This window comes from Ligilactobacillus salivarius (assembly GCF_035231985.1).
GTDB lineage: Bacteria > Bacillota > Bacilli > Lactobacillales > Lactobacillaceae > Ligilactobacillus > Ligilactobacillus salivarius.
In genome coordinates, this window is the sequence record NZ_CP117983.1 from 325,506 (window position 1) to 347,713 (window position 22,208).

Sequence of the window (22,208 nt, forward strand, 5' to 3'; positions counted from 1 at the left end):
CGAGGTAAGATAGATGAAAAAAATTTTGATGATGTCAGTACGTGAAGATGAAAAGGAAGCTATTGAAAATTGGAGTGAACGACATCCTGATGTGGAAGTTGGAATTGATGAAGGTGAGCTACATGCTGATACAGTAGCTAAACTTAAAGGTTTTGATGGTGTTGTTATTCAACAAAGAAGTTTAGTTGAAGATGAAGTATACGCTGAATTGAAGAATCTAGGATTAAAGCAAATTTCTACAAGAACTGCTGGATATGATGTAATTAATGTTGATTTAGCTCATAAGAATGGTTTGAAAGTAACGAATGTACCTGCATATTCACCAAGATCAGTTGCAGAATTAGCCTTAGCACATACCATGCGATTAATTCGTAATTTAGAATTGTTTGATGAAAGAGCTGAGGAACAAGATTTTAGATGGATTGGACTTAAAGGAAAAGAAATCCATACTTTGACAATTGGGATAATCGGTGCTGGTAGAATTGGTGGTACTGCAGCTAAATTGTTTAATGCTTTAGGTGCTAAAGTGATTGCTTATGATATCAAGCAAAATCCAGAATTAAATGAGGTTTTGACTTATAAGTCATTGAACGAAGTGTTACAAGAATCAGATGTTATTAGTTTACATGTCGACTTGAATGAAACAACTAAAGGATTAATTGGAAGTGAAGAATTGGCATTAATGAAACCAACTGCATTTCTAATTAATGAATGTCGTGGCCCAGTTGTAGATACAGATGCTCTAATCGCTGCTTTAAAAAATAAGAAGTTAGCAGGAGCAGCTTTAGATACACTTACAGGCGAAGAGAATTTCTTTAATTTTGATTTACGTGGTAAAGAATTACCAAGTGAACAATTAAAAGAATTAAGAGCGATGAATAATGTTATTTTGACACCGCATGTTGGTTTCTATACTAATGTCGCCGTTCAAAATATGGTTGATATTAGTTTAGATGATGTACTGGCTATTATTTCAGAGAAAAGAAGTGACCATGAAATTTAATAAAATGAGGTAAAAAATATGAATAAAAAGATTAGCTTAAAAACAGGAACAATGAATATTTTGAATGGTATTAGTATGGGCGTTGTGGTAGCTTTAATTCCTTCTGCATTAGTTGGTCAATTAATGAAAGCTTTGATGGGAGTGATGCCACATATTGCAAGTCAGGTGATTGATATTACTAACTTTGCTGCAAGCCTATTGCCGGCAATGGCTGGATTCTGTGTGGGATATCTCTTTAAAATGAACATGGTTCAAATGAGTTCAATTGCAGCAGCCGCAACAATTGGATCAGGTGTAGTGAAGAAAGCTGGGACAACTTATGTTCTTGCTGGAACAGGCGATGTAATTAATGTTGCAGTAACAATTATATTTGCAGTAATCATTGCTAGTGTTATTGGAAATAAATTGAAGAATTACACAATTTTATTAATGCCAGTTCTTGTCTTAGTATTGGGTGGGGGATTAGGATTAATGACTCTTCCTTATGTCAAATTAGTGACAGGATTTGTAGGAGCGATGATAAAGACTTTTACTATTCTTCAACCAGTTTTGATGGGAACATTGATGGGAATATCGTTTGCAGTTCTGATTGTATCTCCGATTAGTTCAGTGGGGATAGCGACTGCCATTGGGATAAGTGGGATTGCCTCTGGTTCAGCTAATCTAGGAATTACAGCTGGTGCTTTCACATTAGCGATTATGGGAAGCTCGGTTAATAGTTTAGGAACAATCCTTGCTCATTTTATTGGAACTCCTAAAATTCAAATGGGGAATATGTTAGAAAGACCGAAATTATTCATTCCAGTGATAATTAGTTCAGGAATTATGGGTGCTTTAGGAGCTATCTTCAAAATCCAAGGAACATCTATGAGTGCGGGCTTTGGATTTGCTGGATTAATTGGGCCAATGACAGCGTATGAGCAAATGTCTCCGGGAGTAGGTAGTGTAATTTTACTAACAACATTGTTTGTAGTGTTGCCAATTATTTTAGGATTGGCGATGAAATATATTTTTGTTGGTAAAAGTAAATTTGTTAAAGCTAATGATTTATTAATTGAAGCCGAATAGTATATTGTGTAGGCTTGTGTTAAAAAAGAAGCTTTGATTTACGAGAAAAAATTCGTAAAATCAAAGCTTCTTTATTTTGCTTATTTTTTAGTGATATAACCTTGAGCCTTTAATAATTCAGCACATTCAACAGCGCCACCAGCAGCACCACGAGCAGTGTTGTGTGATAGACCGATGAATTTCCAGTCATATACTTTATCTTCACGTAAACGACCGATGGAAACACCCATACCATTTTCGTAGTTTACATCTAATGCAACTTGAGGACGGTCATCTTCAGTCATATAACGAATGAATTGTTTAGGAGCACTAGGAAGTTCTAATTCTTGTGGGACACCACGATAATCTTCAAGTGCTTTAATTAATTCTTCCTTAGTAGCAGGTTTTCTGAATTTAACAAAAGCAGCTGCAGTATGTCCGTAAAGCACTGGTACACGAACACATTGAGTAGTAATAACTGTATCATCAGCTGGGACAATAGACTTACTTTCAGCATCTACATGACCCCAAATACGAAGAGGTTCTTTTTCTGATTTTTCTTCTTCTCCACTAATAAATGGAATGATGTTACCTTCCATTTCTGGCCATTCTTTGAAAGTCTTTCCGGCACCGGAGATAGCTTGATATGTAGTAGCAACTACTTCATAAGGTTCAAATTTCTTCCAAGCAGATAATGCTGGTGTGTAGCTTTGGATAGAGCAATTTGGTTTAACTGCGATAAAGCCACGTTTTGTACCTAAACGTTCACGTTGGTATTTGATAACTTCAGTATGTTCAGGATTAATTTCAGGGATAATCATAGGAACATCTGGAGTCCAACGGTGAGCACTATTATTAGAAACAACAGGAGTTTCAGTTTTAGCATATCTTTCTTCAAGTGCTTTAATTTCATCTTTAGACATGCTGACAGCTGAAAATACAAAGTCTACATTAGAAGTAACTTTTTCTACATCATTAGCATCTAAAACAACCATATCCTTAACACGTTCAGGAATAGGTGTTTCCATACGCCAGCGACCGTTAAGAGCTTCTTCGTAAGTTTTACCAGCACTACGAGGGCTAGCTGCTAATTCTGTAACTTCAAACCAGGGATGGTTATCCAAAATCGCAATAAATCTTTGTCCAACCATACCAGTAGCACCAATAACTGCTACTTTTAATTTTTGACTCATTTTAAAACCTCATTTCTCATAATTATTGATATTAAACCTATCATAAGTTAATTTTATACAAATTACAAGTAAAGAGAATGCGATTCTATAAAGAATAAATGCAACTAATTATTTTATTAAATGGTGGGAAATTTTTTTAAGAAATTATTTATATTTCTTGAAAATAAGTGACTTGACTTCGAGCTAACTCCAAGTGATATTCTGATAATTGAAATGGAGGGGGATGAATATGAACTTAACAATTACCCAAGTGTCAGAAAAGTATAATATTACACCAGATACACTAAGATATAGTTTAAAATAAATGATCTTTTTGTATTAAATTGTATTATATGATATAATTTAATGCGTGAAAGCGAATGAAGTAATGAAATTATTACAGATTAGTCGTTCCACTTTATTAAGATGGCGAAAAGAAGGTATTTTAAAAGCTACTAAATTACCTTCAGGTCAATATGATTGGGACGCTAATTCTGTTTTTAAAATATTAAATAAAGGTGAAGTTCGTGGTGTTTATTTATACGCTAGAGTGTCTACACCTAAACAAAAACAAGACCTTGAAAACCAAATCGAAAACCTGCAAAGTTTTGCTATGAAAAATGGTTATCAAGTTAAAGGACTATACAAAGATATAGCTAGTGGAATTTCTTTTGAAAGAAGAAAGGAGTTTTTTGAATTATTAGACCTTGTAATTGACGGCAAAGTATCAAAAGTTATTATCACTTATAAGGATAGATTAAGTCGAGTTGGTTTTGATTTATTTAAACATTTATTTGCTAAATATCATACTGAAATTATTGTAATGTCAGAGTTAAATGATAAAAAGACAGACCAACAAGAAATCTTTGAAGAAATCATTAGCTTATTACACGCATTCTCAATGAGGATGTATCCAAGTAGAAGGAAGAAAATCAAGGAAGCTTTAGAAGAAAAAGGAGGTGAAAATGCTGGTTAGGAAACAAAAATCTAAGAAAACTACTCTACAAACTTTTAGAGATATAAGAGCCAAAAAGACAGAAATCCAGTATGAATACTTGGTAGAAAAACATGTTATTAGAGCTAATGACAGTCGTTATTTAACCTTAGATAAGTACGCTCACTTGGCTAATAATATCTATAACCAAGCTTTATATCGCTTTAGGCAATCTTTATTTAAAGGTAAATGGTTGAGTTATGGAGCATTAGATAGGTCATTTAAACAGTCATATCAACAAAAAGATTGTATGCTTTATCGTTCTATGAAAAGCGTACATTTAGCTCAACAAATTTTAAAGCTAGTCGTTCAAAATATGACTTCTTGGAAAAAGGCTGTTAAGGCTTATCAGAAAAATCCTGGGAAATTTACTGGTAGACCTAAATTGCCAAAATATAGGAATAAAGGCGGTAAAAGCATCGTTATCGTAGATAACCAAACAGCTAAATTACGTTCAAATGGTGTAGTTGAAATACCTGTGATGAATAATCTAAAAATTAAGTTACAACATCAAGAGACAACTAAAATTCAACAAGTTAGGATCATTCCTAAAAATAACCAGTTTGTAGTTGAAATTGTTTACAAAACTAATAAAGTTATTGACTATAAAAAAGATAATAAACGTTATCTTACAATAGATCCAGGACTTGATAATGCTTTTACTTTGGCATCTAATGTTAAAGGGTTTAAACCTGTAATTATTAATGGGCGACCTTTAAAAGCAATTAATCAATACTATAATAAACAAAGAGCCAAATTAACTAAGTTATACGACTTGAATAAACAAAGTCGTAATACTAAACGTTTAAACAACCTGGACTTTTATCGTAGCCAAAAAGTTTTAGGATTTGCTCATGAGGCAAGTAAACGCATTGTTGAAATAGCGTTAAGCCATGAGTTAAATACGATTATTATTGGTAAAAATAAGGGTCAAAAACGCTCCAGTAACATGGGTAAACGAATAAATCAGAATTTTATTGGGATTCCACATCAAAAAATAATTGAGATGATTGAATATAAAGCTAATCTGGCTGGAATTGTCGTGATTCAAGCTAACGAGGCTTACACTAGTCAAACATCATTTTTAGATAACGAAGAACCAATTAATCAAAATGGAGATAAAGCTCGTAAACGTAAAGGACTAAGTCCTACTAAAAGACGCATAAAACGTGGATTATTCAGGTCGAATAAAGGCTTTTTGATTAATGCTGATGTTAATGGAGCTTTACAGATATTAAGAAAAGTAGTACCGAACGCTTTTGCTGACGGTATAGATGGAATCGGATTAGTTCCAGTTAAGCTAAACTTAAATTTCTAATTTAAGAGGCTTACAAATGATTTTTGAACCAAAGCATGACTGCCAAACGAGTTGTAAAGTTGTCCACGAGAGTTTTTAGAATTAATTCTAAAAGTTTGTTGACTGGTTGACTCTATTAGGTTGAGTGAAGTGTCCTTTTAATTAGTATCATTTGATATGATTTATTTAAAAAGACTAGAAAATTATTAATCTTATGAACGTATAGGACTGTTACCTAAAGTTCCACGTCAAAGTAATGGAAATCGTTATTACGATGATAGTGTGCAAGAATGGATTGAAATGATTGTTTGCTTGCGTCATTCGGGTGTACCTATTGAAAAATTAATTGACTATGCTGAAATGATTCAGAAAGGCGATTCAACGTTACAAGCACGTGAAGATTTGTTGAAAGAGCAACTGGCAAATTTAAAAGAAAAACAACACAATCTTAATCGTTTAATTGCACGTTTAGAACATAAGATTAGTTTATATGAATCTGGAGAGATTAAACAGCATAGAAGTTATTTTACAGAATACAAAATTATGGAAGATAAATAAGGATATTTTGAATAATGTTTTTACTAACAGTTAGATTAAAAAAGAACAAATAACTGATGATAGATTAGGAAAGCATCGCCAATGGTTTAAAAAATATTTTGAAATTGGAAAATTTATTCCTAAATTAATTGCTGAAGATATAAAATAAAATTACCTTAATCTTTTTCTTAGATTAGTACCTCTAAATTTCTATTTTATTAAAAAACGAACTTTATTATAAAAAATAATAAAAAAACTAGGAAAATACCGTAAAATGACGTATAATATCTAAGTATTATAAAATAGAATTGAGATGGATATTTTAGGAGGTATTAGTTTGAAAACAAGACGAAGCGACAGATTAATTGATATGACGCGTTATTTTATGGAACGACCACATACATTAGTGTCATTAACTTTTTTTGCCGAACGTTATGAATCTGCTAAATCATCAATCAGTGAAGACTTGGCTATTATAAAACGTACTGTTAAGTTAAGAGGTATAGGAATTTTAGAAACAATACCAGGTGCTACAGGGGGAGCTATTTTTATCCCATCTATTGATGAAGATGAAGCACGAGCATTTATCGAAGATATGACTGAACAACTTTCACACCAAGATAGATTATTACCTGGGGGATACGTATATTTATCTGACTTACTTGGCAGACCAGACGTTTTGAGATACGTTGGTCGTGTGATTGCACGTCAATATATAGATAAGCAAATTGATGCAGTAATGACAGTAGCTACTAAAGGTGTTCCAATTGCACAAAGTGTAGCTTCATATTTAAATGTTCCATTCGTAATTGTGCGTCGTGATTCTAAGATTACTGAAGGTTCTACAGTATCAGTAAATTATGTATCTGGGTCTAGTGAACGCATTGAAAAAATGGAATTATCCAAGCGCAGTTTGAAACGTGGTTCTCACGTATTAGTAGTGGATGATTTCATGAAGGGCGGCGGTACTGTTAACGGTATGAAGTCCATGATTGAAGAATTTGAATCTGAACTTGTGGGAATTACCGTTTTTGCAGAAGGTGCATTTGATGGTCGTCGAATGGTTGAAGATTACACATCATTATTAAAAGTTGATAGTGTCAATACAATTGATAAAACTATTCACGTAAGCCCAGGAAATTATTTAGAAAAAGTCTTTGGCAAAAAAGAAGATTAAAATATAAAAAATAGGAATGAATTATTTACGGTATATGTGTACTTAGTAAATAATTCATTTTTTTAATGAAACTTTCCAAAAAAAATGATAAACTAATTATAAATTAATTATAATATATGGAGAGTGGATTGTATGGGGGATAAAAGATTTAATTTATTTCAGTTACTAAAAGCTGGAACGACAACAATCATTAATGCGTTAGGAGCAGCGATATTTACTTATGCTTTGTCATTAAAGCTATTAGAAATAACAGGTTCAGCTTTAGGTTATGGAGTGAATATATTTATTGGACCAATCATTGGCCTAATTCTATCGCCAGTTATTAGTAAAGTTGTGGATAAATATCCACGCAAAAATGTCGCGATTGTAGCAGAGATAGCTTTGGTAATCTGCTTGGCAATTTTCTTAATTATTTACCCACTAGCAGTGAAAACTAATCTATTGGTTGTATCAGTAGTATTTGTAAGCATTAGTAATATTTGTGCTAGATTTTTCTCAATTTCATATCTTTCATCAACTCCAGACATAGTTTCTAAAGATTACTTGCAGAAGCTAAATGCGATTCAAACGACAGGGGTTGCGATTGCAGGGATTGCTGCACTACCATTAGCAGGATATATTTACGGGGAAATCGCATTTGAATACATAATTTTAATTGAAATTATAACTGAAATTCTGACTATCTTTTTGACAGTAATAACTAAATTTAAAGCTCATAGAAATGAAGAAAAAGTACATGAAACGGGTAGAAAGTTAATTGAAATTTTACAAGGTAATATGGAATTAACTAGATTAACAATGATAGCTATGCTTTTGAATTTAGCAGTAACTTCATTAACGATTGGTGTTCCATATGTTGTTATTCATGTTTTGAAATATAGCTCAGTAGTCAGTGGAGATATTCAAAGTTTGTATTCTATTGGAGTAGTTCTAGGAGGAGCAGTAATAGCTGCAATTAATATAAAGAATATTACTAGATTTATCATAAGACTATATTCTTCTTTTGCGGTAGCGTTATTGATCTTAGGGATCTCATTATCATTCTTTAAACATGAGACTTTGATAATCTTCATCGTATTTGAACTAATTTTAGGAATTTCAACTGCATTATCCGATCCTCCATTATTTACCTATGTTCAAGAAGTAATTCCTAAAGAAAATTTAGGAAAAGTTATGACATTCTTGTATACATTAGCACAACTTCTCACACCAGTTGGAGTGCTGATTTACAGTACTTTATTCGCTAAAATTGATTATCCAACAGTCTTTCTAATTAGTGGAATTGTAGTTAACATCATCGTTATCGTTGTACTACTTTTCTTAGGAAAAAAATCTAAGAATTTAGTATAATTGTTAGAAATTAAAGAGAATACTAAGAACGCAATCTAATCTTGATTAAGATTTATTTTGACTTCAGTTTCAAACCTTGTTATCAGTGGTAAAAATAGAGTATGATACAGTAGTAAATATTAATTTGACAAGGAGAAATATTATGACTTCTAAATATGCTATCATCTTGGCTGCTGGTCAAGGAACACGCATGAAATCAAAGCTATATAAAGTACTACATCCAGTATGTGGAAAGCCAATGGTAGATCATGTATTAACTGAAATTGAAAAGAATAACATGGATGAAATTGTGACAGTTGTAGGTCACGGTGCTGAAATGGTTGAAAAGACTTTAGGTGATCGTACAAAATACGCTTTACAAGCAGAACAATTAGGAACAGGTCATGCTGTTTTACAAGCTGAAAAGTTACTTGGTGATAAAGATGGTATGACTTTAATTGCTTGTGGAGATACACCTCTTTTTACAGCAAAGACATTTGAAGAATTATTTGAATATCACAAATCTAAAGGTGCGGTAGCTACAGTTTTAACAGCTCATGCTGAAAATCCATTTGGCTATGGTCGTATCATCCGTAATGAAATTGGAATTGTGGAAAAAATTGTTGAACAAAAAGATGCAACAGCTGAGGAAGCTGCAGTAAAAGAAATCAATACTGGTGTGTACTGCTTTGATAATAAAGAATTATTTGCAGCATTACACCAAATTAAAAATGATAATGCACAAGGTGAATATTACCTTCCAGATGTAATGGAAATCTTCCAAAAACAAGGTAAAGTTGTTGCTGCTTACCAAATGAAGAACTTTGAAGAATCAATGGGTGTTAATGATCGTATTGCTTTATCTAATGCAACCAAAGTAATGCGTCGTCGTATTAATGAAAACTTGATGCGTCAAGGTGTAACTTTAATTGATCCTGATACAACTTATATTGATATTGATGTAAAAGTAGGATCAGATACAGTTATCGAACCTGGAGTACAGTTAAAAGGTAAGACAGAAATTGGTGCTGATTGCTATATTGGTGCTCAATCTGAAATTATAGACAGTATAATTGAAGATGGTGTAAAGGTTACAAGTTCTTATATTGAAGATGCTGTAATGCATAAGAATTCTAACATTGGTCCATACAGTCATTTACGTCCTAAAGCTGAAATTGGCGAAAATGCTCATATCGGAAACTTTGTAGAAGTTAAGAAAGCTACAATTGGAAAGAATACTAAAGTTGGTCATTTAACATATGTTGGCGATGCAACATTAGGTAGAGATATTAATGTTGGTTGTGGCACAGTATTTGTTAACTACGATGGAATTAACAAGCACCATACAACAGTTGGAGATTACTCCTTCATTGGTAGTGCTTCAAATATTATCGCACCTGTAAATATTGCTGATCATGCTTATGTAGCAGCAGGTTCAACAATTACAGATGATATTGATGCACATGATATGGGAATTGCTCGTGGACGTCAAGTTAACAAAAAAGGTTATTTTGACCGTTATCCAGTAGCTGAAGCTGCACGTATTGCTGAAGAAAAAGCTAAAGAAGAGTAAGAAAAAAACTAAATTTGCTTGATTTTAGACTATATTTTGACGTACTATTGTAGTAGGTAAAATAATAGGTATAAATAATTGGAGGCCGTTATGTCTGGACAATATTCTGATCCAAAGCTTAAAATTTTTGCTTTAAATTCAAATAAGCCTTTAGCAGAAAAAATTGCTGAAGCTGTTGGGGTACCTTTGGGAAAAATCTCTGTTGATCGTTTCAGTGATGGTGAAATCCGTATCAACATTGAAGAAAGTATTCGTGGCGATGAAGTATTTATCGTTCAATCAACATCTGCTCCTGTTAATGATAATTTAATGGAACTATTAATTATGATTGATGCTCTTCGTCGTGCTAGTGCAGCAACTATCAACGTTGTAATTCCTTACTATGGATATGCACGTCAAGATCGTAAGGTTCGTTCACGTGAACCAATTACAGCTAAATTAGTTGCAGATATGTTAGAAAAAGCTGGTGCAACTCGTGTGGTAGCTCTTGATTTACATGCTGCTCAAATTCAAGGATTCTTTGACATTCCTGTTGACCACTTAATGGGTGCACCATTATTGGCTGATTACTTCTTAACTAATGGTTTGGAAAAAGACGCAGTTGTCGTTTCTCCTGACCATGGTGGTGTTACACGTGCTAGAAAATTAGCAGAATTCTTGAAAGCACCAATCGCTATTATTGATAAGCGTCGTCCTAAGGCTAATGTAGCTGAAGTTATGAACATTATTGGTTCTGTTGATGGTAAACGTTGTATCTTAATTGATGATATGATTGATACAGCTGGAACAATTACTTTAGCAGCTCAAGCATTGAAAGATGCTGGTGCAGTAGAAGTATATGTTTGTGCTACACACCCTGTATTCTCAGGTCCAGCCATTGAACGTATTGAAAAATCTCCAATTAAGGAAATGGTTATTACAGACTCTATTAATCTTCCAGAAGACAAGAAGATTGACAAAGTTGTTCAAGTTTCTGTAGGTCCACTTATTGGTGACGCTATTAAACGTATTCATGAACACAAGCCAGTTAGTCCATTGTTCAAGAATCGTTTCCACAAGGAAGATTAATAATAAACATGTTGATAAGTCAGTTACTTTATGTAGCTGGCTTATTTTTTACACAAAAAGGGGGAATTTAGGTGGATAATGTAAGAATTAGGTTAATAACTGAAGCTGATAGTGGAGAATTATATCAATTGATTGTGGATAATCGTAATAATTTGGAAAAATGGATTGAGTGGATAAGAGATATTCACAATGAAGATGAGATGCATACATATATTCAAAAAATTATCCACACTGAACGTAAAGAAGCAACAATAACTTTTGTAATTTTACTGAATGAAAAAGTTATTGGAATGGCAGATATTAGCGATATATCACCAGATGGCAAAATGGGTGAGGTTGGACTTTGGCTAAGTGAAGAGTATCAGGGAAAAGGTATTGCAGGTGCTGTTATAAGTGAGATTGAAAAGTACTCTAAATCAAAAACAAAGATAAATACTCTGAAAATGTTAATTAAAGCTAATAATGTTAATAGTTTGAAAATGGCACATAAATTAGGATATCAAGAGGTTGAAAAATTAACATCTTGGAAAAACGGAGAAGTTAAATGGATAGTATGTGCTAAAAAATTCTAAAAAAGTCAAAATGTCAAATCTAGACATAGGACCAATTCAAAAATTGACGCAAAAATTGTAGAATTTGCAGAAATTAAAAAATTGGTCCTGTGTCTAAAACGCAAATTAGACAAATTCGTATAATAAAAAAGCATCTATTATTTTTTAGATGCCTTTTTATTTGGATCTTAATTTTAGAATTCTTGGTAAACAGCAGGATCTTGATTCTTAGTTCTGCCATTAGGTTTATCCAAATTAGTAATAGCTGCGACTTCATCAGCTGATAATTCAAAATCAAAAATATCCAAATTGGATAATTGGTGTTTTGTAGAGTTAGCTTTAGGAATAATACCTACACCTAATTGGAATTCCCAACGCAAAATTACTTGAGCAACAGATTTATGATGCTTCTTGGCAATTTCAACGATTACAGGATCTTGTAATACTGAATTAGCTCTACCTAGTGGGCTCCAAGCTTGTGTGAAAATACCATGTTCTTTATCATATTCTCTTTGAACAGCTTGAGACCAATATGGATGTAATTCAATTTGGTTTACAGCTGGCATCACACCTGTTTCATTAGCTAAACGATCAAGATGTTCAGGTAAGAAGTTGCAGACCCCAATTGAACGAACAAGACCGAATTTTTGTGCATCAATTAAAGCTTGCCATGCTTCAACATAATGATCTTCTTTAGGATTAGGCCAATGGATGAGATATAGATCATAATAATCTAAGCCTGCACGATAAAGTGATTCTTGAATAGTAGGGATAGCTTCTTCGTATACTTGATGTCTTCCTGGAAGTTTAGATGTTACGAAGATATCTTCACGCTTAAGAGATGAACGTCTGATTGCTTCGCCGACTGCACCTTCATTTTCATAATTAAAAGCAGAGTCTAATAATGAATAACCATTATTTAAAGCACTATTAATAGCGTTAACTCCTGTAGTACCATTCAATTTATAAGTACCAAATCCAAGTACAGGAATTTGATTACCATCATTTAAAGTATAGTTAGGAATTTTTGCCAAAATAATCACTCCTTATCATGGGAAACACGTTTGATTACAGAATACTTCTTGCCTTCAGCTGCTTCTTGTTGTAGAGCTTTAGCTTCATCAAAGATGACATAAGGTTGACCATCTTTTTCTTGAACGATCAGAACAGAATTATCAGCTTTCATATGATAGATTTTAGCTGCAGTATAAGCTTTATCGAAATCATAAGAGCTGGAAATTGATTGTCCTGGATTGAAAAATACATTTTCACTCATAAGATCACTTCCTTATAAATTGTGTAAATGATTTCATACTATAATTGTACCATTATTGTCAAAAATTTCTATATTCCAAACTTGTGAGAGTGATACTGATATGCTAAGATTGTGTAAATTAATTTTGAAATGAGATGATAGAATGGACTATCAAAAATTGCCATTATTTATACATGATTATCCACAGGACGCAGTAATCAATCCAGACCATGAGAGTTTGAATTATAAGCTGCCAAAAAAATTAATTTATGCTTTTGTAACTAAAGAAAATATTGATAAATTTTTAGCAAGATATTCTTATCGAATTGTAGGGAGCATGGAGACAATTTCCTTTAATCCTAATGTCTATGAAATTGATTATGAAGGACAAAAAATAGGATTATGCCAAGCTCCACTTGGGGCACCAGCAGCTACACAACTATTAGATTGGCTAATTGGTTATGGAGTAAAACAGGTATTAGCTGTTGGTTCTTGTGGTTCACTAGAAGATTTTGAAGAAAATGAGTTTGTTATTCCAACAAAAGCAATTAGAGATGAAGGAACATCGTTGCATTATTTACCAGCTAGTGAAAGTATTGAATTAAATTCAAAGTTTGTACAGCGAGTAGAACAAATACTACAAGATTTTAACTATCGAATTCATGAAGTTATAACATGGACAACCGATGGATTTTATAGAGAAACTATAGAGTTAGTCAATCATTATCGTAAACAAGGAGTCGCTACAGTCGAGATGGAATGTGCTGCTTTAGCCGCATGTTCACAGTTTAGAAATGTGGATTTTGCCCAGATTTTATTCACAGCTGATTCACTGAAAGATGTTGATAATTATGATGAACGAGATTTTGGAATTGATTCACATCTAAAAGTATTAAAAATAGCGACAAAAGTTATGGCGAAATTAAAAAACTAATAATTTAGCTTGTCTTTAACAATAGAATTATGCTAAATTGAACTTATTACTTTTAATGAAACGAGGAAATTTATTTGATTACTGTAAGTGATTTAAGTTTAAACTTTTCTGGACGTTTACTCTATGATGATGTTAATTTGAAATTCACTCCAGGAAACTGTTACGGTATTATTGGTGCTAATGGTGCTGGAAAGTCTACTTTCTTAAAGTTACTTGAAGGAAAGTTAGAACCAACAACTGGAAATATTTCAATTGGTAGTAATGAACGTATTTCAAGCTTGAACCAAGACCACTTTGGTTTTGAAGAATTCACAGTAATGGAAACTGTCATTCAAGGCCATAAAAAGCTCTATCAAATTATGAAAGAGAAAGATGCGATTTATGCTAAGCCTGACTTCTCTGAAGAAGATGGGATTAAGGCTGCAGAACTTGAAGCTGAATTTGCAGAGATGGATGGTTGGAATGCAGAAGCAGAAGCATCACAACTTCTACAATCTTTAGGCATACCAGAATCCTTGCATGATGCTAAGATGAGCGAATTACCTGAAAGTGATAAGGTTAAAGTTTTATTAGCACAGGCTTTATTTGGTGAACCTGATATTTTATTATTAGACGAACCAACAAACGGTTTAGATGTACATACAATTTCATGGTTAGAAGACTTTTTGGCAGATTATCAAAATATCGTAATTGTAGTATCTCATGACCGTCATTTCTTGAACCAAGTATGTACACATATGTGTGATGTGGACTATGGCAAGATTAAGTTATATGTTGGTAACTATGACTTCTGGTTAGAATCTAGTCAGTTAGCTGCTAAACTTCAAGCAAATGCAAATGCTAAGAAAGAAGAAAAAATTAAGGAATTGCAAGAATTTATTGCACGTTTCTCTGCTAATGCTTCTAAATCTAAACAAGCTACATCACGTAAGAAACAACTTGAAAAAATTACTTTGGATGACATTAAGCCATCATCAAGAAAATATCCATTTATCAAATTTGAAATGGAACGTGAATTAGGAAATGACTTAGTTAAGGTTGAAAATGTTAGCCATACTATTGATGGTGAGAAGATTCTTGATAACGTAAGTTTTATTATTCGTCCTGGCGAAAAAGTAGCTTTATTATCACGTAATGACTTAGCAACCACAACTTTAATGCAAATCTTAGCTGGTGAAATTGAACCCGATGAAGGTACTGTAACTTGGGGACAAACAACAAGTCAAAGTTACATGTCAAAAGACTTAAATGCTAGTTTTGATAATGATGAATTAAGCATTTTAGATTGGTTACGTCAATTTGCTACTAAAGAACAAAATGATAATACTTTTTTACGTGGTTTCTTAGGTAAGATGTTGTTCTCAGGTGATGACATTGATAAGCAAATTAAAGTATTATCTGGTGGCGAAAAGGTTCGTTGTATTCTAGCTAAAATGATGTTAGAACGTGCTAATGTATTATTGATGGATGATCCAACTAACCATTTAGACTTAGAATCAATTACTTCACTTAATGATTCCATGATTGATTTCAAAGGTTCGATTATTTTTACATCTCATGATCATGAGTATATTCAAACAATCGCAAATCATATTATTGAAGTAGGTCCTAAGGGAATTGTTGATCGTTTTGACACTACTTACGATGAATTCTTGGCATTAGATTCAGTTCAAGAACAAGTTGAAAAATTATATTAAGAAAATACAAGGTCATGCCTTTCTGTTGGAAGTGCATGGCTTTTTTTCTTATAATAAATTTGAGGTGATTAATATGAAAATTACTTGGCATGGACATGCTTTTATCGAAATTCAAGTTGATGGAAAGCAAATCTTAATTGATCCTTTTATCACAGGAAATCCATTTACTAAGACTAGACCAGAAGATTTCAATCCAGACTATATTTTATTAACTCATTCACATCATGATCATGTAGGTGATACAGAAGAATTAGCTAAAAAATCAGGTGCGACAATTGTAACAGAAATGGATATGGCTAATGATTACGCACAAAAAGGTTTCAAAGTTGAAGGTCCTAATTATGGTGGAACAGTGCATTTTGATTGGGGCGATGTTAAGATCATCCCAGCTTGGCATACTACTGCTAATGTGCCTTTAGGTATGGCAACAGGTTTAGCTTTAACAATTGAAGGAAAATTAATTTATATCGCTGGAGATACTGGTTTATTCAGTGATATGAAGCTAGTTGGACGTAAGCAACAAATTGACTTGGCATTCTTACCAATTGGCGATTATTATACAATGGGACCTGACGATGCTGCTTATGCTGCTTCATTAATTGATGCTAAAAAAGTTATTCCATATCACTTCAATACGTTCCCACCAATTAAGCAAGATGTAAATGATTTTTGGAAAGACGTTCCTGAAAATATGAAATTTATAACTGAAATTGACAAACCATTTGAATTATAAAATACTAAATTGACAAAAAAGCCTGGAATGAAAATTCCAGGTCTTTTTCTTAATATCTAATTTTGGTAACTTCACCAGAACTGAAAATTTGTCCGTCAGTAAGAACAATTCTTCCCAAATCATCAATGGTAGAAACTACACCAGTTATTATTTTATTTCCTTGTTTAATGCGAACTTCTTTACCGATAACAACAGATAATTTACGATATTCATCCATAAAATCAGCAGAAGTATAGTTACGATAAATAGCGAAAAATTCATCTAAGCAACATGCAATAAACATATTTCTGGATACATGGTATTTTTCAGCTAACTCTTTAAGTGAACCAACTCTTTCCCTAAGTTCAGCAGGGAATACTTCTAGGGGAGTGGTATAGTTTATACCAATTCCGATAATAACTTGTGAGATACTTTGAGTTTCAAGGTTAGCAACACCCTCAGTTAAAATGCCACAAATTTTCTTACCGTCAAGTAATACATCATTAACCCATTTAATTTCTGTATCTTTGTGGAATAACTTTTTGATAGTACGACTAACCGCAATAGCGACAGCAGTAGTCAATAAACCAGGATTTAAATCATTTTGATGTTGATTTTCAAGCAAGATGCTCATATAAATACCGGTATTCTTAGGTGATTCGAATTTTCTGCCATAGCGTCCGTAACCTGCCGTTTGTTGGTCACTAATAATTACCAGTGGCTCAGTAGAATGACGTTGACTACTGATATTTTTAGCTTCAGAATTAGTAGAGTTAATAGTTTCATAAACATGTAAATCAAGATTATCAGTATGTAAATATTTGTTAATAAACGCAGTATTCAATACTCCATTATCAACTAGACAATATCCTTTTCTTGTTTTACTGGAAATTTCATAGCCTTGTTCTTTTAATTGTTTGACAGCTTTCCAGACCGCTGTGCGAGAGATATTTAGTTTATTTGATAATTCTTCTCCAGATGTATAATTTCCTAGATTTTGGATAAAATAATTTAAAACAGCTTTTTCAGTGTTCATGTAATACACCTCGATATCAATGATATACTAATTGTAGCAAATTCAAAGACTTAGTAAAGTTTAATTCAGATTCTTTTTCTGAGAAATAAAAAGTGGTACGTTAGTAAAGATTGAGAGGTGTAGAGTTGATGAGAGTAAAGAAAAAATATTTAATAGAATGGCTATTAATAATTTTAAGTGGTATTCTTATCTATTTTTTTGTTAATAATGATGCTTTTTTTTATAAAGATCCTATTGCTCAGATTGTAAGTGTAACAAATTCAAAAGGAACTAAAACGGAAGATACATACAAAAATAAGGATATAACGACGGAACAAACCTTAAAAGTAAAAGTTCTCAATGGTCATAGAAAAGGAGAAGTGTTAATAGCCAAGAATACTTTTTCTAAATCAGGTGGATATGATCAGAGATTTTACCGCGGACAAAAAGTTTTCATAAAGTTTGAAAAGTCAGACGGTAAATTGATGGCAATGATAAATAATTATAAACGAGATGTTTACTTAATAATGTTATGTTGGGCGGTAGTAGTACTACTATTCTTAGTTACACAAATTCGAGGATTTACATCGCTAATAAGTGTTATTTTAAATTTCATAATTTTTCTATTATGTGTACAACTAGATGTTAAGTGGAATATCAATAATTTCTTTTGGATATTTGCTACAGTTGCAGTAATTTTCCTTGCTTTGTCTTTAATATTAGTAATAGGTTTCAATTGGCAATGTCTAGTAACATTTAGTTCAATATTTATCGGAACAACTTTAGCGATGATAATTGGAGTAGTGGCGATGCAAGTAACCAATGACAAGGGAGTACATTATGAAGCTTTAGACTTTGCTACTCAGTCACCAAAACAATTATTTTTAGCAGCTACTGTGATTGGATTATTAGGGGCTGTTATGGATGCAGCTACTGATATTGTATCAACCTTATTTGAAATGAAACGTACTCAACCTGAAATTTCTAGAAAACAATTATTTATTTCAGGACAAAATGTTGGAAAATCAATAATGGGACCTTTGGTAAATGTTTTGTTATTAATCTTTTTTGCTGAAACAGTAACAATGGCAGTCTTATTCTTCAGGACTGGAAATTCAATTGCATATACATTTGAATGGACAATGTCATTGGGAATTATTCAAAGTTTAATTAGTGGAATAGGGATTACGTTAGTTATTCCTTCGGCTAGTTTACTGAGTTCATTAGTATTGGGTGGTGATAACAAATGAGTACAATCACACTACTAACAATAATTTTATTTATACTAATGTGGATAGTTGGTGGAAAAAGAGGATTAGCCTCTTTTTCCAGCGTAGCATTAAACTTCATACTTTTATTTCTAACTGTAATTTTTATTTCAATAGGGGTACCAGCTTTGTGGACAACTATTTTTGCAGGAATTGCGATTTTAGCTGTTACTATTTATATGGGAAATAGCGATGAAAAAACCACTAATATTGCTTTTGAAGCTACTTTGATTTCATTAGCGATAGTTGTTGTAGTTATGGTTCCTTTCATTAAACTAGTTGGAATTCAAGGCTTTAGTCCGGAACAATCTGAAGAAATAGAAGCTTTTAATTTATTAATCGGAGTAAATTTTGAAAGTATCGTAATTTCAACTATGATCTTGAGTACTTTAGGAGCAATTGCAGAAGCTGCGATTGCTATTGCAAGTGGTTTAGATGAAATAATTGAACAACAACCAGACATAACGTTGCCCGCTTTATACACAAGTGGACGAAATATAGGATTACAAATTATGGGTATGACATTTAACACTTTATTTTTTGGAATGTTTGGTGGAGATTTAGCATTGTTCATCTTGCTATATAAATTAGATGCGACATTTGGATATTACTTAAATTCCAAAATATTTGTAGCAGAATCAATGGAAGTTTTATTCTCATCGATTTCAATAATCTTAGTAATTTGGATAACAACTTATATGATGGGAAAGAAAGTCAGACGGACATAAAATTCTCTGAAAATATTGACAAAATTTTCTTATCAAGAGTAGAATTTGAACTAAGTTAGTACAGTTAATCAGCATTAATAAGATGCTGAAATTATATAAAAATGAAGAGTCTACTCTAAGTTATCCGATAAGAAAATCGAATAGTAAGTAAAGCATAAAATTAGATGGGGTTTTCTTATCTAGTTTTATGCTTTTTATATGGACAGGATGTGATAATTATGGCGTATTCAACAATTGTTACTAAAGATGAAGGGGCAGTTATTATAGCTGATAATATTGATACCAAACGAAATAAAGCTGAACATAAAATAATTCAATTAAACAAAGAAGCCAAAATATACTTAGTTTCTTTTGGAAAGTATGAATTAGATGGGTTAGTTTGGGACAGTTTGATAAAAGGATTTCAGATGAGAGTTAACCAACCAATAGCCACGTTTAAAGAATGTATACTTAGATTTGAAGAATATCTAAGAAGTTTAAAAGATAACTATAGAAAAGATCTTTATATTCAAAGAATAATTTGGACAGTTTTAAATAACCTAACTATAAATGGCGGAATCCAAAGTTTGGTCGAAAATATTAACCGAATATATGATACATTATCAATTGATAAACAAGTAAATGAAGAAACTACTCCAATTTTGATTAATGAACTAATTAACTTTTTAAATCAAAATCAAATCTCCATTAATCAGGAAAGTTTTAATAAATTAGTAGAAATTGTTAAGGACGCCTATTTATATCCTAGAAAGAATTTGCAGGATTATATGGGAATTTGTCTTGTAGGTGTGGGCAATGACGAAACCAGTATTAGTGCAACAAGTTATAGATTATATGGAGTAACAGAAAATAATAAATTATTAGTTAGTGTTCAACAGATAGGTAAGGGTATTATCAATCTTGAAAAATCTGAAGCAACTGAAATTATGATTGGTGGCATTTCTCAAACTTTTATGGATGATTTTTACTGGAATTTGAATAATAGAAATAATCCTAATCTATTACAAGCCACAAGTTCATTATCTGAAATTGCTCAAAATGAATATAATATCTCACAAGAAATTTTAAGAAATAAGAGTTTAGATGATATCAGTGATTTTTTATTCAATGTATATGGGATACATCGCCAGTTAGAAATAGCACAGGTAGGGGAAGATTTACAAGCAAATAAAGTAAAGCTAGTAAAATTTTCTTTATTAGATGAACCGATAGTAATAGAAAAAGAGTTAGGGGTGAACAATTAATGGAAAAAATGACGGAAAAACAAAGAATATTCTGCAGTATATACCCATATACGACAAAATATATAGAGGCTTTTAATAATGAATATTCCGATAATAATTTGAGAGATGAAGTTATTGATTATTTAAATAAGGTAATTCATAAGTTTAGCAATAGTAGTGTTTCTCAAAGTATAGATATAAATATTTGTTTAGTTTCTAATGGAAAAGAACAATCAGAAGTCTTTTTAGACATCTTATATAAACTCATTAAGGTACTCAACCCTAGTTTTGGTGATAAAACTTATATTATTCCTGATCAGTATGAATATCTGGAAAGTGTAGAAAATAATGCATTTATAATAATTCAAGATGCTAAGTCTGCCTTTGGTGGAGATTTACCTGAAGATAGACGTGGATATAAGATCGATTATAAAAACTATGTAATGGGAATACTTGAAAAATCTGATAGTCAAAAAATAATCTTGTTAGAAGATACGGAAGAAAATATTAGCTATATAAATTCTTTAGAAGAAGTGAAAAACAATCTTACTAATTATTTCGTAATTAGAGATTTGACAATTGAAGAAGCTATCAATTATGGCAAGAGTCTCCTATATAATCAAGGTCTAAGTTTAGAAGATGATATTTTATATGGAAATGTATTAAAGTCATATGTGCAAAAAAGCAAGCATTTGACCAAGCTTGTTGTTGAACGTTTTAATAAAAAGATATTAAATAGTTTTGCTAAAAACAGCAGAATGTCGAATGTAATTGACAAAAAATCGATTTTGGATGCCACAAGTGTATATAATCCTAAGCTAGTTAAGCAAATCTTGGATGAATTAGATAGTCTACAAGGATTGGATAATGTGAAGCAACAAATTCATGAGATTTGTGAGGCAGTGGAAGTTTCACAGGCAAATATTGGAAATATGGAATTATCTAGAAGACATCATATGATTTTTGAAGGACCACCTGGAACTGGTAAAACGACGGTTGCTAGAATAGTTGCACGTTTATTCTATGCACTAGGCATTTTAGAGAATACAACGGTAATTGAAACTAAACGTAATGAATTAGAAGGTAAATGGGTTGGTGATTTAAGTGGAAAAATCAATGAAAAGGTAGATTCTGCTTTAGGTGGAGTACTTTTCATTGATGAAGCCCATCAACTTTATAACAAAGAGGATCCTTATGACAAAGGAAAACAAGTTATTCAGGCTTTTGTACCTCGACTAGAAAATGACGGAGAAAAGTTTATCGCAATTATTGCAGGATATACTAAAGAAATGGAAGAATTTTTGAAATTTGATCCAGGATTAGCTTCACGTTTTCAACATAAAATAATTTTTGAATCATATAAGCCCCAGGTTGTAGCTCAAATAGTGGTTAACATTTTAAAGAAGAACAAAATAGAGTTTAATGAAAAATATGTAAAAGCAGTGGCGATTAATCTTTATGATCAAATTCCAGATGACAAAAAGTCTAATGCGCGTTGGGCAAGAAATTATGCTCAAAAATTGATAGAAAAGCAATTGAGTTATTGTGCTAAGCATCCACAATTTCCTAGAAATAGATTGTTTAATGAAGTTCTAAGAGATAGCGTTAATTGGCAAATAGGGGGTTAG

Annotated in this window: 20 protein-coding genes and 1 pseudogene; 17 read left to right on the forward strand and 4 right to left on the reverse strand. The window is 32.2% G+C overall.

All coding sequences use genetic code 11. The annotated features are described in order from the left end of the window. Positions 1 to 13 precede the first annotated feature (13 nt). Positions 14 to 1,003, forward strand: coding sequence for a D-2-hydroxyacid dehydrogenase (locus PTA89_RS01360; RefSeq protein WP_003709274.1), 990 nt, complete (start codon positions 14 to 16; stop codon positions 1,001 to 1,003). Between the two features lie 18 nt (positions 1,004 to 1,021). Further along, entirely contained in the window at positions 1,022 to 2,071 is a 1,050-nt protein-coding gene (locus tag PTA89_RS01365) for a PTS sugar transporter subunit IIC (RefSeq protein WP_324177270.1), read from the forward strand. A gap of 80 nt (positions 2,072 to 2,151) precedes the next feature. Here the strand turns inward: PTA89_RS01365 and asd are convergent, their stop codons facing one another. Then, a complete protein-coding gene (asd, locus tag PTA89_RS01370; protein ID WP_003699652.1) occupies positions 2,152 to 3,243 on the reverse strand; it encodes an aspartate-semialdehyde dehydrogenase in 1,092 nt (363 codons plus the stop codon). Between the two features lie 349 nt (positions 3,244 to 3,592). Here asd and PTA89_RS01375 point away from each other — a divergent pair, with 349 nt between their 5' ends. The 8 genes and pseudogenes from PTA89_RS01375 (at position 3,593) to PTA89_RS01410 (ending at position 11,769) form a co-directional block, all read left to right on the forward strand. Continuing rightward, positions 3,593 to 4,198 (forward strand): IS607 family transposase, encoded by a 606-nt coding sequence (locus PTA89_RS01375; protein WP_034984098.1) that lies wholly within the window; start codon positions 3,593 to 3,595, stop codon positions 4,196 to 4,198. Continuing rightward, complete coding sequence (locus tag PTA89_RS01380; RefSeq protein WP_003709287.1) at positions 4,188 to 5,534, forward strand: RNA-guided endonuclease InsQ/TnpB family protein; 1,347 nt, start codon at positions 4,188 to 4,190, stop codon at positions 5,532 to 5,534. Before PTA89_RS01375 ends, PTA89_RS01380 begins: the two co-directional genes overlap by 11 nt. A gap of 192 nt (positions 5,535 to 5,726) precedes the next feature. Beyond that, positions 5,727 to 6,071 (forward strand): annotated as a pseudogene (locus PTA89_RS01385) (MerR family transcriptional regulator); the annotation flags it as partial. Positions 6,072 to 6,387: 316 nt separating this feature from the next. Then, positions 6,388 to 7,227: a pur operon repressor gene (gene purR / locus PTA89_RS01390; protein ID WP_003709294.1), complete on the forward strand. Its 840-nt coding sequence runs from the start codon at positions 6,388 to 6,390 to the stop codon at positions 7,225 to 7,227. Positions 7,228 to 7,359: 132 nt separating this feature from the next. After that, positions 7,360 to 8,577 carry an MFS transporter gene (locus tag PTA89_RS01395; RefSeq protein ID WP_324177271.1) on the forward strand — a complete coding sequence of 406 codons (1,218 nt, stop codon included), beginning with the start codon at positions 7,360 to 7,362 and terminating at the stop codon, positions 8,575 to 8,577. A gap of 142 nt (positions 8,578 to 8,719) precedes the next feature. Continuing rightward, positions 8,720 to 10,129: a bifunctional UDP-N-acetylglucosamine diphosphorylase/glucosamine-1-phosphate N-acetyltransferase GlmU gene (glmU, locus tag PTA89_RS01400; RefSeq protein ID WP_324177272.1), complete on the forward strand. Its 1,410-nt coding sequence runs from the start codon at positions 8,720 to 8,722 to the stop codon at positions 10,127 to 10,129. A gap of 90 nt (positions 10,130 to 10,219) precedes the next feature. Further along, the gene (locus tag PTA89_RS01405; RefSeq protein ID WP_003699646.1) at positions 10,220 to 11,197 is read left to right on the forward strand and encodes a ribose-phosphate diphosphokinase; all 978 of its coding nucleotides are present in this window, start codon (positions 10,220 to 10,222) and stop codon (positions 11,195 to 11,197) included. Positions 11,198 to 11,268: 71 nt separating this feature from the next. Next, a complete protein-coding gene (locus PTA89_RS01410; protein WP_087251100.1) occupies positions 11,269 to 11,769 on the forward strand; it encodes a GNAT family N-acetyltransferase in 501 nt (166 codons plus the stop codon). Positions 11,770 to 11,942: 173 nt separating this feature from the next. On the opposite strand, the gene PTA89_RS01415 is transcribed toward PTA89_RS01410, so the two are convergent. Together PTA89_RS01415 and PTA89_RS01420 are read right to left on the reverse strand one after the other, a co-directional pair. Next, complete coding sequence (locus PTA89_RS01415) at positions 11,943 to 12,782, reverse strand: aldo/keto reductase (RefSeq protein ID WP_324177273.1); 840 nt, start codon at positions 12,780 to 12,782, stop codon at positions 11,943 to 11,945. Between the two features lie 5 nt (positions 12,783 to 12,787). After that, complete coding sequence (locus PTA89_RS01420; protein ID WP_003699642.1) at positions 12,788 to 13,024, reverse strand: hypothetical protein; 237 nt, start codon at positions 13,022 to 13,024, stop codon at positions 12,788 to 12,790. Between the two features lie 142 nt (positions 13,025 to 13,166). Between PTA89_RS01420 and PTA89_RS01425 the strand changes: the two genes are divergently transcribed. The 3 genes from PTA89_RS01425 to PTA89_RS01435 all read left to right on the forward strand — a co-directional run bounded on the left by PTA89_RS01425 (position 13,167) and on the right by PTA89_RS01435 (position 16,367). Further along, complete coding sequence (locus PTA89_RS01425) at positions 13,167 to 13,937, forward strand: nucleoside phosphorylase (RefSeq protein ID WP_087118578.1); 771 nt, start codon at positions 13,167 to 13,169, stop codon at positions 13,935 to 13,937. Between the two features lie 74 nt (positions 13,938 to 14,011). Then, a complete protein-coding gene (locus tag PTA89_RS01430) occupies positions 14,012 to 15,634 on the forward strand; it encodes an ABC-F family ATP-binding cassette domain-containing protein (RefSeq protein WP_003702586.1) in 1,623 nt (540 codons plus the stop codon). A gap of 73 nt (positions 15,635 to 15,707) precedes the next feature. Further along, positions 15,708 to 16,367 (forward strand): metal-dependent hydrolase, encoded by a 660-nt coding sequence (locus PTA89_RS01435; RefSeq protein WP_324177274.1) that lies wholly within the window; start codon positions 15,708 to 15,710, stop codon positions 16,365 to 16,367. 49 nt (positions 16,368 to 16,416) lie between these two features. On the opposite strand, the gene PTA89_RS01440 is transcribed toward PTA89_RS01435, so the two are convergent. Continuing rightward, entirely contained in the window at positions 16,417 to 17,382 is a 966-nt protein-coding gene (locus PTA89_RS01440; RefSeq protein WP_324177275.1) for a biotin--[acetyl-CoA-carboxylase] ligase, read from the reverse strand. A 128-nt stretch (positions 17,383 to 17,510) separates the two neighbouring features. Between PTA89_RS01440 and PTA89_RS01445 the strand changes: the two genes are divergently transcribed. The 4 genes from PTA89_RS01445 (at position 17,511) to PTA89_RS01460 (ending at position 22,208) form a co-directional block, all read left to right on the forward strand. Then, a complete protein-coding gene (locus PTA89_RS01445) occupies positions 17,511 to 18,611 on the forward strand; it encodes a YibE/F family protein (RefSeq protein ID WP_324177276.1) in 1,101 nt (366 codons plus the stop codon). After that, the gene (locus PTA89_RS01450) at positions 18,608 to 19,357 is read left to right on the forward strand and encodes a YibE/F family protein (RefSeq protein ID WP_081536719.1); all 750 of its coding nucleotides are present in this window, start codon (positions 18,608 to 18,610) and stop codon (positions 19,355 to 19,357) included. The genes PTA89_RS01445 and PTA89_RS01450 overlap by 4 nt, the downstream gene beginning before the upstream one ends. A 218-nt stretch (positions 19,358 to 19,575) precedes the next feature. Continuing rightward, positions 19,576 to 20,601 (forward strand): hypothetical protein, encoded by a 1,026-nt coding sequence (locus PTA89_RS01455; RefSeq protein WP_324177277.1) that lies wholly within the window; start codon positions 19,576 to 19,578, stop codon positions 20,599 to 20,601. Next, positions 20,601 to 22,208, forward strand: coding sequence for an AAA family ATPase (locus PTA89_RS01460; RefSeq protein ID WP_069468661.1), 1,608 nt, complete (start codon positions 20,601 to 20,603; stop codon positions 22,206 to 22,208). The genes PTA89_RS01455 and PTA89_RS01460 overlap by 1 nt, the downstream gene beginning before the upstream one ends.